Raw genomic sequence first — 13,759 nt, forward strand, 5'->3', positions numbered from 1 at the left:
GCCCGGCGCCGCGCGGCGCTCGTGCCCGTGTCCGCCACGACGGTGCGCAGCTCCGCCACCAGCGCGGGCAGGGTCAGCGGGCGGGGCAGCAGGCGCATCATGGGCACGCCCGGCTCGTCGTACGCCTCGTCGAAGCGGGCCAGCTCGTCGGCGTNCCCGGCGCCGCGCGGCGCTCGTGCCCGTGTCCGCCACGACGGTGCGCAGCTCCGCCACCAGCGCGGGCAGGGTCAGCGGGCGGGGCAGCAGGCGCATCATGGGCACGCCCGGCTCGTCGTACGCCTCGTCGAAGCGGGCCAGCTCGTCGGCGTCGGCCGTGGCGACCGCGCCCGCGCCGGCCAGCTCGCCGACGAAGCGGCTGGGCTGCTCCTCGCCGGCCCCGGCGCCGGACGAGCTGGCGTCCACGGCCGTGACGAGCAGCATCCGCCGCGCCCTTGACGCGGCCACGTAGAACAGCCGGCGTTCCTCGTCGAGCAGCGCGCCGACCTGCGCGGCGGCGACCCCGGCCGGGCCGGTGGCGGCGCGCCCGGCGACCTCGTCGACGAGCCGCTCGGAGCCCAGCACGCTGCCGCGCAGCCGCAGGTCGGGCCAGATGCCCTCCTGGACCGCGGCGACCGCGACGACGTCCCACTCCAGGCCCTTGGCCGCGTGCGCGGTGAGCACCCGGACGGCCTCGCCGCGGTCGGCCGTGGCGGCGAGGGTGTCGGCGGGCAGCTCCAGGTCGTACAGGTTGGCGAGGAACGCGTCGATGCGCGCGCCGGGCAGGCGGTCGGTGAACCGGGCGGCCGCGTCGAAGAGCACCATGACGGCGTCGAGGTCCCGGTCGGCGCCGGCGCCCTGCCGGCCGCCCTTGGCGGACAGCGCCGCCCACCGGTCGGCCAGGCCGCTGGCCTGCCAGACCGCCCACAGCACGCTCTCGGCCGTGGCGTGCGGCTGCTCGGCGGCCTCCTGCGCCCGCGACAGCAGCCCGGCGACCGCCCGGGCGGGCCTCGCCCACCGGTCCTCGACCGCGACCAGCACGGACGGGTCCATGAGCGCGTCGATGAGCAGGTCGCCGGACGGCCGGTGGTCGCCTCCGGCGAGCGCCACCTGGCGCAGCGACTGGCGCAGCTGGCGCTCGGTGAACGGGTCGGCGCCGCCCAGCGGCGAGTGCAGCAGCGAGACGACGGCCTCCTCGTCGAGGCGGCCGGGCTCCAACGCGCAGCGCAGCAGCAGCAGGATCGGCGCGATGGCGGGCTGCCCGGCCAGCGCGGTGTCCTCGGCGCCGGTGGTGATCGGCACGCCGGCCTGGGTGAGGGCGCGCAGCAGCGGGGCCTGCGACAGGTGCAGCGACCGGACGATGACCGCCATCCGCGACCACGGCACGCCGTGGTGCAGGTGCGCCTCGCGCAGCCGGTGCGCGACGAACGCCGCCTCGCTCGTCACCGAGCGCAGCACGACCGCCTCGACGCTCGCCGGGGTGTTGTCGCCCGGGGCCGCCGCGGTGAGGGCGCGGTGGGCGGCCGGGCCGCGCAGCCGGGTCGCCACCCGGCGGGTCGCCGCCACGAGCGCGGCGTCGGAGCGGTAGTTGTTCCTCAGCACGACCGTGGGCGCCTCGACACCCGAGGCGTGGCGGAACGTGTCCGTGAAGCGGTAGACGCCGCTGGGGTCCGCGCCCCGGAAGGCGAACGTCGACGAGTCGGGGTCGGCGAACGCGACCAGCGGCACGCCGCCCGCCACCCGGGCCAGCAGGCGCAGCTGCGCCGGGTCGGTGTCGGCGAGCTCGTCGACGTAGACGGCGCGGAACCGGGAACGCTCGGCCAGCAGCAGATCCGGGTCGTCGTCGAGCAGGTCGGTGGCCGCGTGGACCAGCTCCGCCGGGTCGTACGCCACGCTGCCCCGGGTCGTCATGTCGCGCAGGGCGAGCACGTGCCGGTACTCCCGCATGAAGCGCGCGGCGGCCAGCCAGTCGTCGCGGCGCAGCTTGCGCCCCAGCTCCGCCAGCTCGTCGGCGCCCACGCCGCGCTCGGCGGCGCGCAGCAGCAGGTCGCGCAGCTCGGCCGCGAACGCGCGGGTGCGCACGGCCGAACGCAGCGACGCCGGCCAGTCGATCGGGTCGTCCTCGTCGCCGGCCGTGAGCAGCAGGTCGCGGATGACCGCGTCCTGCTCGGGACCGGTGAGCAACCGGGGCGCCGGGTCGCCGGCCGTCGCGGCGGCCTGCCGCAACAGCCCGAACGCGTACGCCGGAAAGGTGCGCACCACCGGCTCGGCCGTGGCCCGCACCCCGCCGCCGATGACGGCCTCGATGCGGTCGCGCAGCCGGTTGGCGGCCCGTCGGCCGAAGGTGAGCACCAGGATGCGGTCGGGCTCGACGCCGTCGGCGACGCGCGCGGCCACGGCCTCGACGAGCGTGGTCGTCTTGCCGGTGCCGGGACCGCCGACGACCAGCAGCGGGCCGTCACGGTGCGCGACGACCGCGGCCTGTTCGTCGTCGAGCACGACGGGCGCACGCGCGGTCGCCTGCCGACGAACCAACCGGTACGCCGGCGCGTCCTTACGCCCACGCACTCCCGCCACGCTGCAATGACATCACGCCACTACGACAGCTGCCCAATACGGCTAACCGGGTCGCTGCAGCAAACCGAGGAACGCGGTGAGCAGCGCCTCGCGCAGGCGCGGCGGCGCGGCGTCGAGCAGGGTGTTGACCAGCGCCATCCGCTCCGGCAGCGCCCCGGCGTCGGCGAGCAGGCCGAGCGCGGCGGCCAGCGCCGCGACGGCGTCGAGGGTCAGCTCGGTGGGGTCGAGCGCGCCGAGCGTGGCCAGCAGCGGCGCCGGCACCGCGACGGCGACCAGGGTGCGGGCCGCGTCGGCCGCCTCCTTGAGGGCCGGGCCGAACTCCGCGACGCGGGGCGCCACGGACGCGGTGACCGTGAGGTGGACGCTGCGCGGCAGCACCGTGCCGTCGGGCTGGGCGTAGGTCAGTTGGGGCTGGGTGTGCCAGCCGCGCGCGGTCAGCTCGTCGACGAGGACGAACAGGTCCAGGCCCGGGTCGTCGCTGGTGAACACGACGACGGTGGTGTCGGCGGGCGCGAGCAGCCGCAGGCCGTCCACCGTGGACACCGCCTCGGCCAGCGCCGCGACCGACTCGGCCGTCGCGCGGGCGAGGTTCACGTAGCCGGCGTGGCCGATGTGGCGCAGGGTCGCGTACGCGGCCGCGATCGGGCCGCCCGACCGGGTGGACGAAATGGTCGGATTCACCATCGTGTACCCGGGCCAGTCGGCCCACGCGAAGTACTGCGGCGCGCGCAGGGCCGCGTCGCGGTGCAGGAGGACCGAGACACCCTTCGGCGCGTACGCGTACTTGTGCAGGTCCACCGAGATGGAGGTGACCCCGGGCACGGACAGGTCGAACGCCGGCACGGCCCCGCCGGCCTCGCGCAGGAACGGCAGCGCCCAGCCGCCGAAGCAGGCGTCGACGTGGCAGCGCACCCCCGCCGCGGCCGCGACGGCGGCGATCTCCTCGACGGGGTCGATGACGCCGTGCGCGTAGGAGGGCGCGGAGCAGGCCACGAGCACGGTGTCCGGCCCGATGGCGGCCGCGATGTCGGCGGGGGACGGGCGGAAGGTCCCGGGCGGTACGGGCACAACATCAAGAGCGACCCGCAGGTACGACGCGGCCTTGGCGAACGCGGCGTGTGCCGTGGTGGGGACGACGATCCGGGGCGCGGCGATGTCCGGGCGCGCGTCGCGGGCCGCCTTCACGGCGAGGATCAGCGACTCGGTGCCGCCGCTGGTCACGTTGCCGACGGTGGACGGCCCGCCGCCGAGCACGCGGGCGGCCGCGCCGACCAGGGCGTTCTCGGTGGCCAGCAGCGACGGGAAGGCGGTCGGGTCCAGGCCGTTGACGTGGGCCGACAGGGCGTGCGCGGAGGCGGCCAGGGCGTCGAGGCCGGCCAGGCCCGGGTCGTACACGTACGCGAAGAGTCGTCCGCCGTGCGTCGGAAGGTCGGCGGCGCGCAGTTGGCGCAGTTCGGCCAGGATGGTCTCGGCGGGTACGCCGTGGGCGGGCAACACGTCGGGTACCGTCATCGTCACTCCCAGCGCTCGGCGAACACTGGATGTGAATTTAACTCACAATGCCGGCGACGGCGAACCCTGCAGGGCCGCGACCCCCTGATCGGCCTGCTCCGCGTCCAGGTCGTACCGGCGCAGGAAGAGCAGGGCGAGACCCACGATCACGCCCGGGACCACCGTGAAGCCGAGCAGCACGCCCAGCTCGGCGAGGTCGCTCTGCGGCGCGGCGTGCCCCGTGGTGGAGGACTTGTAGCCGAACAGCTGGAGCATGAGGCCGAAGATCTGCGGCCCCAGCGCCAGGCCGAACGTCTCCCCCGCCGTCCACACACCGGTGAACACGCCCGCCTGCCGGCGCCCGGTGCGCTTCGTGTCGTACGCGATGCAGTCGGGCAGCATCGACAGGCCGAACAGCTGCTGGCCCGCGTAGCCGACGCCGAGCAGGGCGATCAGCGCGTACACGGCGGGGGTGGGCAGCACCGCGGACAGGCCGAGCGTCAGCGTGGTGACGGTGATCAGCAGCGACGCCGACACATACCCGCGGAGCTTGCCGAACCGCTCCCCCACCCGCCGCCACAGCGGCATCACCAGCAACGCCGGCGCCACGACGCCCACGAACAGGTACGTCACCGCGTCCGAGTTGTGCAGCACGTGGTCGGCGAAGTACTGCACGCCGGCGAGCATCGCGGCGACGCCGGCGGCCTGGGCCACGAAGCAGGCCACGAGCACCCGGAACGGGCGGTTGCCCGCGACGACCGCGAGCTGGGCGCGCAGCGACGGCTCGCTCTGCTCCTCCCGCCCGATGGGGGCGCCCCGGGTGCCGAAGAACGCGCCCAACGAGCCCAGGACGATCAGGCAGGCGACGAAGATGCCCATCGCCCGGTACCCGTCGATGCCGCCGCCGGCCGCGTCGCGCACCGCCGGCGCCACCGCGCCGGAGATCAGGATCGTCAGGGCGAGCAGCGCGACCCGCCAGGTCATCATGCGGGTGCGCTCGGTGTACCCGTCGGTCATCTCGGCGGGCATCGCCACGTAGGGCACCTGGAAGAACGCGAACGCCGTGGCCGTGAGCAGGAACGTCACCGCCACCCAGGCCGCCCCCGCGCCGCCCCGGAACACCCCCGCGAAGATCAACGCGAACGTCACGGCCAGCGCCAGGCCACCACCCAGCAGGTACGGCCGCCGCGCGCCCCACCGGGTGTGCGTACGGTCCGACATCCGGCCGGCGAACGGGTTCACCACCACGTCCCACGCCTTGGGCAGCAGGACGAGCAGTCCGGCCAGGCCGGCGGCCACGCCGAGCGTGTCGGTCAGGTAGGGCAGCAGGAGCAGTCCGGGCACGGTGCCGAACGCGCCCGTCGCCAGCGAGCCCGTCGCGTACCCGATACGGATGCGCGCGGGCAGCTCCGGGACTCCAGGGGTGGTGGTCACGCCCGGATGCTAGCCGCCGCCTGCGCCAATGTCGCCTGGATGCCACGAGTACTCGGACATCCGTACGCGCGGGCCGCGAAAAACGACACCCTCCGCCTCCAGCAGGGCTTTCGCGCGCGCCTCGTGGCCGGGCGGCAGCCGCCCGCCGCCGGAGACCACCCGGTGCCACGGCACGCCGCCGCCCCACTGGGCCATGATCGTGCCGACGCGGCGCGCCGAGCCCCGCTCGAACCGGTCATGGAGCGCGTCCGCGATGCCGCCGTAGGACATCACCCGACCAGGCGGAATGTCCTCGACGAGAGCCAACACGGCCTCCACGTACTCCTGCGGGTCGTATACCACGTGGCGAAGGTACCCGGCCGCCCGTCAGAATGGTCGGCGTGCACGACGGCGAGGCCAGGGATCTCATCACCTCAGCCCGACGGCTGGTGATCAAGGTCGGCTCCTCCTCCCTGACCAGCGCCGCCGGCGGGCTCGACCGCGCGCGCGTGGACGCGCTCGTCGACGCGGTCGCAGGCCTGACCGCGGCCGGCCGGGAGGCCGTGCTGGTCTCCTCCGGCGCCATCGCGGCCGGCCTCGCGCCGCTGGGGCTGCGCACGCGCCCCCGCGACCTGGCCACCCAGCAGGCCGCCGCGAGCGTCGGGCAGGGCCTGCTCATGCGCGCCTACACCGAGTCGTTCGCCCGCCACGACCAGGGCGTGGGGCAGGTGCTGCTCACCGTCGACGACGTGACCCGCCGCGGGCACTACCGCAACGCGTACCGCACGCTGGAGCGCCTGATCGCCCTCAAGACGGTGCCGATCGTCAACGAGAACGACACGGTCGCCACCCACGAGATCCGCTTCGGCGACAACGACCGCCTCGCCGCGCTGGTCGCCGCGCTCGTGCACGCCGACGTGCTGGTCCTGCTGTCCGATGTGGACGCCCTCTACGACGGCGACCCCACGCGCGGCACCGCGTCGCGCATCGCCGAGGTCCGCAACGAGTCCGACCTGGCCGGCATCACCATCGGCCGCACCGGCAGGGCCGGGGTCGGCACCGGCGGCATGGTCACCAAGGTGGAGGCGGCCCGCATCGCCACCGGCGCCGGCATCCCGGTCGTCCTGACGTCCGCGTCCCGCGCCGCCGAGGCCCTGTCCGGCTCCGCGGTGGGCACCCTCTTCCACGCGGTACGGGCACGCCCGGCCGCGCGCCTGTTCTGGCTGGCCCACGCCACGTCCCCGCGCGGGCGGCTGAGCCTCGACGACGGCGCGGTGCGCGCGGTCGTGCACCGCCGGCTGTCCCTGCTGCCCGCCGGCGTCACCGCGGTCGAGGGCATCTTCACGGCCGGCGACCCCGTCGACCTGGTCGACGCGGCCGGCACCCCGGTCGCCCGCGGCCTGGTCAACTACGACGCCGCCGAACTCCCCGGACTGCTGGGCCGCACGACCGCGGAGCTGTCCGTCGCCCTCGGCCCCGCCTACGAGAAGGAGGTCGTCCACCGCGACGACCTCGTCCTCCTCTGACGCGTCAGACCACGCGCGGCTTCGTCGCCGCCGGCCGCAACCGCACCTCGTCGAGCGCGGCGCCGGACTTGTCGAAGGCACTGACCAGTGGGTACTTCACGGGATCAAGTGGCTCCGTGCGACCCTCGCCCACGGGTGTATTCTCCGGGATCGGCGCCGCCCGGCAGCGCGCCCAGAAGATCGTGTAGTCCCCGGCGCTCCACGCGGTAAAGGCGGCCTCCGCGCTGCCCCCGTCCGGCTCCGCGAGCACGATGCGGTCAACCGTGCCGCGGAACATGCCCATGTAGATCACCGTGCCGTCCGGGACTTCCTCCCGCCGCACCTCACCGAAGTGGCCGGGCTCCCCCGTGCCGTTGAAGGAACGCCCGGTCCCGATCAGCCAGTCGGTCAACCCGCCGGTCCCGCGGTCCAGCGCGGCCGCCCCCAGCCACGGCACCTGCACCGAATGCCACACGTAGAGCACCAACTCGCGGCCGTCGACCACAACGCCGGTAGGCACCGTGTCCCCGACCGGCGGCGCGCTCGGATTGATGTCGACCGGCACCGGCGACGGGGTCCGCAACCCACCGACCCACCCCGGCCCGGTCGCGCCCACCGCCGGCCGTCCCGGCTCACCGGTGCAGCCCGCCACGAACAACACGCCGACGGCCAGCACCGCCACCACGCCCCGCCGAATCCCCCGAAGATCGACCATCCGCGCACAGTAGCCCTGCGCCCACTCCCCACGCCGCCCCGTTCTTCGTCGGCGACGCAACCGGCCGAAGCGCACGCAGCGCGCAACACCGGGCTTTGAACGCGCATGGCCAGCTAAATGCGCACAACTGGCGGCCCGCCGGTCCGTCCACTCACCCCACGTCCACCGTCGACGGCCGCAGCGCGCCCTCCCCCCACCACATGCTCACAGTCGGCGACCCCCGCCGACCCTCCCCTCACCACATGCTCACAGTCGGCGAGGGTGACGGTCCTCAGACACGCCAAATGTGCACACTTGGCGACCCCCCGGGTCTCCCGCTCGCCAGATGTGAACACGTGGCGGCTCCGCCGCACGACCGCTCGCCAGATGCTCACAGTTGGCGAGCGCGAGGGCGCTCGGACCCGCCAACTGTGAGCATCTGGCGAGGGAGGAGCCGCGGATGCCCGCCAGATGTGCACATCGGGCGATGCGACGGGCGGCCTACCTCGCCAACTGCGCACATCTGGCATCGGCACCCCGTCCCAGGGCGCCAATGGGGGAGCCCTGGGAGCGCGCAGGCGCCACCAAGGGTCGCTCCCCTCACCCAAGGGGTGGCCTTGGGCGGGCATCGCCGCCCCCCACCCCTACCAAGGGGTCGCATCCTATGGCGGACGGGAGGCGCGCGGGGACGCCAAGAGGACGCTCTTGGCGGGGCAGGGAAGCGGCGCCCGCCAAAGGGCGCCTTCGGCGAAGGCTGTGGAGTCCCGCGGGGCGGGGGCCACAGCGTGGGAAAGGGGCGGGGGGATCGATCCCGGCGCGTGTTAGCTTGCGACGATCGGTGACGGGTGAAAGGCGGACAGCGATGAGCGTGCAGGAGCAGGGGCAGCGGGCCAGGAAGGCGGCCACGGTGCTCGCCACGGCCAGCCGGGCCACCAAGGACGCCGCTCTCACGGCGATGGCTGACGCGCTCATTACCCGTACCCCGGAGATTGTCGAGGCCAACGCCGACGATGTCGCACGGGCCCGCGCGGCCGGCACACCCGACCACATCATTGATCGTCTCCGGCTCGACGCGAAGCGCGTCGCGGCCATGGCGGACGGGCTGCGGCAGGTCGCCGGGCTGCCCGACCCGGTCGGCGAGGTGACGCGCGGGACGGTGCTGCCCAACGGGCTGGAGCTGCGGCAGGTGCGCGTGCCGCTCGGCGTCATCGGGATCATCTACGAGGCGCGGCCGAACGTGACCGCCGACGCGGCCGGGCTGTGCCTCAAGGCCGGCAACGCGGTGCTGCTGCGCGGCTCGTCGAGCGCCCGGTCGTCGAACACCGCGATCGTGGCGGTGCTGCGCGCGGCCGCCGCGACGGTGGGCCTGCCCGAGGACGCGGTGCAGCTCGTCGGCGGCGAGTCGCACGAGGACGTCAAGCAGCTCATGCGCGCCCGGGGCCTGGTCGACGTGCTCATCCCCCGCGGCGGCGCGAACCTGATCCGGACCGTCGTCGAGGAGTCGACCGTGCCCGTGATCGAGACGGGCGTGGGCAACTGCCACGTCTACGTCGACGCGGCCGCCGACCTGGGCATGGCCCTGGGGATCCTGCTCAACGCCAAGACGCACCGGCCGTCGGTCTGCAACGCGGCCGAGTCGCTGCTCGTGCACCGCGACGTGGCCGACGAGTTCCTGGCCGCCGCGCTGCCCGCGCTGCGCGACGCGGGCGTCACCGTCCACGGCACGGCCGAGGTGATCACCGCCGGTCAAAAGGCAGGCGTGGACGTCGTCGCTGTCACCGACGAGGACTTCGGCACCGAGTACCTCTCGCTGGACATCTCGGCCGCCGTCGTCGACTCGCTCGACGCGGCGGTCGCCCACATCCGGGAGTACGGGTCGGGCCACACCGAGGCGATCGTCACCGGCTCGCAGCCGGCCGCCCGGCGCTTCGTCGCCGAGGTCGACGCCGCCGCCGTCATGGTCAACGCCTCGACCCGGTTCACCGACGGCGAGCAGTTCGGGTTCGGCGCCGAGATCGGCATCTCGACCCAGAAGCTGCACGCCCGCGGCCCGATGGGCCTGCCCGAGCTGACCTCCACGAAGTACGTGGTGGTCGGGGACGGCCACGTCCGCGGCTAGCGGACGGCGCGGATGCCCGCCAGGGTGGTGTGCACGTCGAAGGCCGGCGCGTCGTCGCTGGCCCAGGCGCCGTCGGGGCGCTGGGTCTCCTTGAGCCGCTGACGGGCGGCGATCAGCAGCGAGTCCTGGTCCGACCAGCCGAGGCGGCGCAGCGCGGCGGCCATGGACGCCACGTCGGCCGCCGACATCTCGCGGACCCGCTCCGCGATCCGCACGGCGATGCGCGCCGACTCGTAGAAGTGCGCCTGCTTGTGCAGCACGGCGGCGGCCAGCCAGCCCGACACCAGGTAGCCCGGCCACGAGCCGTTCTCCTGGACGCTGGACCGGATGGCCTGGCCGGCCAGCTCGAGAACGTGGTGGTACGGCGTGGCGGCCGGGTCCAGGCCGATGCCCGGGCCGGCGACGTCCGACGCCGCCACGGACAGCCAGAACGCCGCGTTGGTGGTCAGGTAGAACCGGGCCTCCACGTCACCGGGCCGGGCCCACTTGGGCGCGTGCTCGGCGAGGCTGCGGTCCTCCTCCCAGAAGCCGTCCGGCCGCTGGCGGTTGGCCAACCAGTCCAACGCCCGGGCCGCCGCCGGCCGGGTCAGGCCGCCCAGGTCGTCGAGCTCCTGCAGGCGGAAGCAGGTGGCGTCGATCGACGCCACCTGGTCGCCCCAGTGCGCGGGCCAGCCCCCGGTGGGGGTCGGGCCCATCTCCAACGAGGTGAACGCGTCCTCCGCGGGGGCGATGCCCGCGCGCAGCCAGTTCATCCGCGCGCGGTCCACCGCGTCCCCGCGGGCGACCACGAACCCGATGGCGGCGTCGATGTCGACCATGATGTGCACGCTACCGAGGTGAGGTCACGAAAGGATCAGACTTTGATCTAGTACGCCGGCAATGAGGGGTCGATCACGCGCACCCAGGCGCTGACGCCGCCCTGAACGTGAACCGCGTCCTTGAAGCCGGCCGCCTTGACCGCGGCCAGCGCCTCGGCGCTGCGGATACCCGACTTGCAGTAGAGGACGACCTGCCGGTCCTGCGGCAGGCCGGCCAACGCGGAGCCGTTGAGGATCTCGCCCTTGGGGACGAGCCGCGAGCCGGGGATCTTCACGATCTCGTACTCGGCGGGCTCGCGGACGTCGACCAGGTCGATCGGCTTGTCCGACTTGATCCACTCGTTCAGCTCGTTGACGGTGATCGTCGAGCCGACGGTCGCCTCGGCCGCCTCGTCGGAGACCGCGCCGCAGAAGTCGTCGTAGTCGATGAGCCCGGTGATCGTCGGGTTCTCGCCGCACAGCGCGCAGTTCGGGTCCTTGCGGACCTTGATCTTGCGGTACGTCATGTCGAGGGCGTCGTAGACCATGAGGGCGCCGACCAGCGGCTCGCCGACGCCGGTGAGCAGCTTGATCGCCTCGGTGACCTGGATCGATCCGATCGACGCGCAGAGCACGCCGAGCACGCCGCCCTCGGCGCACGACGGGACCATGCCGGGCGGCGGCGGCTCCGGGTAGAGGCACCGGTAGCAGGGGCCGTGCTCGCTCCAGAAGACGCTCGCCTGACCGTCGAAGCGGTAGATCGAACCCCAGACGTACGGCTTGCCGAGCAGCACGGCCGCGTCGTTGACCATGTACCGCGTGGCGAAGTTGTCCGTGCCGTCGACGATCAGGTCGTACTGGGAGAAGATCTCCATGACGTTGTCGTTGTCGAGCGACGTGTTGTGGATGACCACGTTCACGTACGGGTTGATCTCGCGCACCGACGCGGCGGCGGACTCGGCCTTCGGGCGGCCGATGTCGCTCTGGCCGTGGATGACCTGGCGCTGCAGGTTCGACTCGTCGACCGTGTCGAAGTCGATCACACCGAGGGTGCCGACGCCGGCCGCCGCGAGGTACATGAGGGCGGGCGAGCCGAGGCCGCCCGCGCCGACGCAGAGGACCCTCGCGTTCTTGAGGCGCTTCTGCCCCGTCACGGCGACATCCGGGATGATCAGGTGACGGGAGTAGCGGCGGACCTCGTCGACGGTGAGCTCGGACGCGGGCTCGACGAGCGGCGGCAGGGACACGGCGTTGCCTCCAGCGGATGATGCGGTCACTACTCGGGACAAGACTGCGACTGCCGTCATTGTTCCCCCACGCCGGCCGCCACGCCCGTGACGTGGGCCACCGCGCCCACTATTTAGACACGGCCGGCCGGACCCGCGTACCGCTTGCCGTTCACGTACGGCCACTGGTTGGGCTTGCAGCCGAGCATGGCGATCGTCTGCTGCTGCATGACGGGCGCGAGTTTGCCCTTCGAGGGGCACACCTCGTGGCCGTGGCCGAGCGCGTGCCCGACCTCGTGGTTGATCGCGTACTGCCGGTAGACGTCCAGCGAGGCGCCGTACTTCGGGATGCCGTTGATGAACCGGTCGAGGTTGATCACGACCTTGGAGCCGACCCGGCACGACGTGTACCACTTCCCGCCGATCCGCACGTCCACGCCCCCGGCCAGGCAGAGGTCGCCCGTCGTGCCCGGGGTCGCCAGGTAGATCGTGAAGTTGCTGCCCGCCGACGACGCGACCCGCTGCAGGCGCAGCGTGCCGCCGCCGATCCAGCTGCGCTCGTCGCCGAGCGTGGCGTCCACCAGCGCCGCGAAGTCGGCCGGCTTGACCGGCACGCCCTTCTCCACCGCCACCCTGTACCGGTAGAGGGTGCCGCCCGTGCCCACGACCGGCCCGGACCCGGGCGCGTACGCGAACGTGCCGGGCCCGTGCTGGGCGAAGGTCGGCTTCACGCTCGGGCTCGGCCGGGCGCCGGTCGGCGGCGCGCTCGTGGCCGGCGCGTTGGTGGCCGGCGCCTCGGAGGTGGGCGGCGTCGTCGGGTCGGTCGCGCCGTTGTGCCCGCGCAGGTCGAACGCGAAGTAGCCGTAGCCGGCCGCCGCCACCAGGACCGTGATGAGGCCCAGGACCAAAAGGGTCACCGGGCCACGAAATCGGGCGGAGGTACGGCTGGACACAACGGCCAGCTTGGCATGTCCGACCGGCGGATGCCCACCGGACCCCCGCGGGACACCCGTCAGGGGATCGCGGGCCCCGCGTACCGCTTGCCGTCCACGTACGGCCAGGCGTTCGCGACGCAGCCCTTCAGGCCGAGGGTCTGCTGTTGCATGACCGGGGCCGTCCTGCCCTTCGCGGGGCACGCCTCGTGGCCGTGGCCGAGCTGGTGGCCGACCTCATGGTTGATCGCGTACGCCTGGTAGGCCTCGAGCGGGGCGCCGTAGTCGGGCACGGCGGTAAGCCAGCGGGCCAGGTTGATCACGACCTTGCCGCTGCCGAGCCGGCAGGACGTGTACTTCTCGGTGTAGAGCCCGTCCTCGCGGCACATCTTCTCGGACGTGGTCGGCGAGGCGAGGTAGACGGTGAAGTTGGCGCCCTTGGCGTCCTTGGCCACCCGCTGCAGCCGCACGTTGTTGCCCGCGATCCAGCTGCTGGGGTCGCCGAGGATCGCGTCGACCCGCGCGGCGAACGCGGCCGCGTCGGCGCCCACGCCCTTCTCGACGGCCACCTTGTACTTCTTCAGCGTGCCCTTGGTGCCGAGCACCTTGCCCGTCCCCGTGGCGTACGAGAAGGTCCCGGCGCCCTTGGCGGGGACCTTCGGCGCGCCCTGCGCGGCGGGGGTGGTCGGCGGGGCGGCCGACGGCTCGGGCGTGGCGCCGTCCTGCGGGAGCGCGCCGGCCGCCGCGGGGGTGGTCCTCGTGTCCGCGTCGTCGGGACCGGGGCGCAACAGGCCGTAGCCGACGAGCCCGCCCGCCACGACCAGGACCGCCGCGACGACCATCCGCGTGTTGCGGCGCCGGCGGCGGATGCGCTCCACCCGGGCCGCCATCCGGGGCGTCGTCACGCTCCGGGCGGGGGTGCGGGAGTCGGCCCAGGGGTCGATGGGCTCCGGTCGCGGGCCGCCCGGGGCCTGGCGCGGCCTCGGCGGCGAGCCGCCCGACTGCCTCGGCGGCGAGCCGCCCGACTGC

At 73.9% G+C, this 13,759-nt stretch carries 10 protein-coding genes and 1 pseudogene; 2 read left to right on the forward strand and 9 right to left on the reverse strand.

The genetic code is table 11. The features are described from left to right. Positions 1 to 156: 156 nt before the first annotated feature. From ABD211_RS14045 to ABD211_RS14060, 4 genes and pseudogenes are all read right to left on the reverse strand, one after another. Positions 157 to 2,475: pseudogene (locus ABD211_RS14045) on the reverse strand (ATP-dependent helicase); the annotation flags it as partial. A 120-nt stretch (positions 2,476 to 2,595) separates the two neighbouring features. Next, positions 2,596 to 4,065 carry a pyridoxal phosphate-dependent decarboxylase family protein gene (locus ABD211_RS14050; RefSeq protein WP_344130594.1) on the reverse strand — a complete coding sequence of 490 codons (1,470 nt, stop codon included), beginning with the start codon at positions 4,063 to 4,065 and terminating at the stop codon, positions 2,596 to 2,598. A 42-nt stretch (positions 4,066 to 4,107) separates the two neighbouring features. Then, positions 4,108 to 5,478: an MFS transporter gene (locus ABD211_RS14055; RefSeq protein WP_344130596.1), complete on the reverse strand. Its 1,371-nt coding sequence runs from the start codon at positions 5,476 to 5,478 to the stop codon at positions 4,108 to 4,110. A 9-nt stretch (positions 5,479 to 5,487) separates the two neighbouring features. Next, positions 5,488 to 5,820 (reverse strand): MGMT family protein, encoded by a 333-nt coding sequence (locus ABD211_RS14060; protein WP_344130598.1) that lies wholly within the window; start codon positions 5,818 to 5,820, stop codon positions 5,488 to 5,490. Positions 5,821 to 5,849: 29 nt separating this feature from the next. Between ABD211_RS14060 and proB the strand changes: the two genes are divergently transcribed. Then, positions 5,850 to 6,983 (forward strand): glutamate 5-kinase, encoded by a 1,134-nt coding sequence (gene proB, locus ABD211_RS14065; RefSeq protein ID WP_344130600.1) that lies wholly within the window; start codon positions 5,850 to 5,852, stop codon positions 6,981 to 6,983. A gap of 4 nt (positions 6,984 to 6,987) precedes the next feature. Here proB and ABD211_RS14070 read toward each other — a convergent pair whose 3' ends face one another. Further along, positions 6,988 to 7,677, reverse strand: a complete 690-nt coding sequence (locus ABD211_RS14070; RefSeq protein ID WP_344130602.1) for a hypothetical protein — start codon at positions 7,675 to 7,677, stop codon at positions 6,988 to 6,990. Positions 7,678 to 8,518: 841 nt separating this feature from the next. On the opposite strand from ABD211_RS14070, the gene ABD211_RS14075 reads away from it, so the two are divergent. Beyond that, positions 8,519 to 9,775: a glutamate-5-semialdehyde dehydrogenase gene (locus tag ABD211_RS14075; RefSeq protein WP_344130605.1), complete on the forward strand. Its 1,257-nt coding sequence runs from the start codon at positions 8,519 to 8,521 to the stop codon at positions 9,773 to 9,775. On the opposite strand, the gene ABD211_RS14080 is transcribed toward ABD211_RS14075, so the two are convergent. From ABD211_RS14080 to ABD211_RS14095, 4 genes are all read right to left on the reverse strand, one after another. Beyond that, on the reverse strand, positions 9,772 to 10,593 hold the full coding sequence (locus ABD211_RS14080) for a prenyltransferase/squalene oxidase repeat-containing protein (protein WP_344130608.1): 822 nt from the start codon (positions 10,591 to 10,593) through the stop codon (positions 9,772 to 9,774). The two genes, ABD211_RS14075 and ABD211_RS14080, sit on opposite strands and share 4 nt — an antisense overlap. A 47-nt stretch (positions 10,594 to 10,640) precedes the next feature. Further along, entirely contained in the window at positions 10,641 to 11,879 is a 1,239-nt protein-coding gene (gene moeZ, locus ABD211_RS14085; RefSeq protein WP_425560407.1) for an adenylyltransferase/sulfurtransferase MoeZ, read from the reverse strand. A gap of 53 nt (positions 11,880 to 11,932) precedes the next feature. Then, positions 11,933 to 12,715: a DUF3152 domain-containing protein gene (locus ABD211_RS14090; RefSeq protein ID WP_344130614.1), complete on the reverse strand. Its 783-nt coding sequence runs from the start codon at positions 12,713 to 12,715 to the stop codon at positions 11,933 to 11,935. Between the two features lie 95 nt (positions 12,716 to 12,810). Further along, positions 12,811 to 13,608 (reverse strand): DUF3152 domain-containing protein, encoded by a 798-nt coding sequence (locus ABD211_RS14095; protein WP_344130617.1) that lies wholly within the window; start codon positions 13,606 to 13,608, stop codon positions 12,811 to 12,813. Between the last annotated feature and the right edge of the window lie 151 nt (positions 13,609 to 13,759).

The sequence above is a fragment of the Luedemannella flava genome (assembly GCF_039528515.1).
In the GTDB taxonomy this organism is placed as follows: Bacteria; Actinomycetota; Actinomycetes; order Mycobacteriales; family Micromonosporaceae; genus Luedemannella; species Luedemannella flava.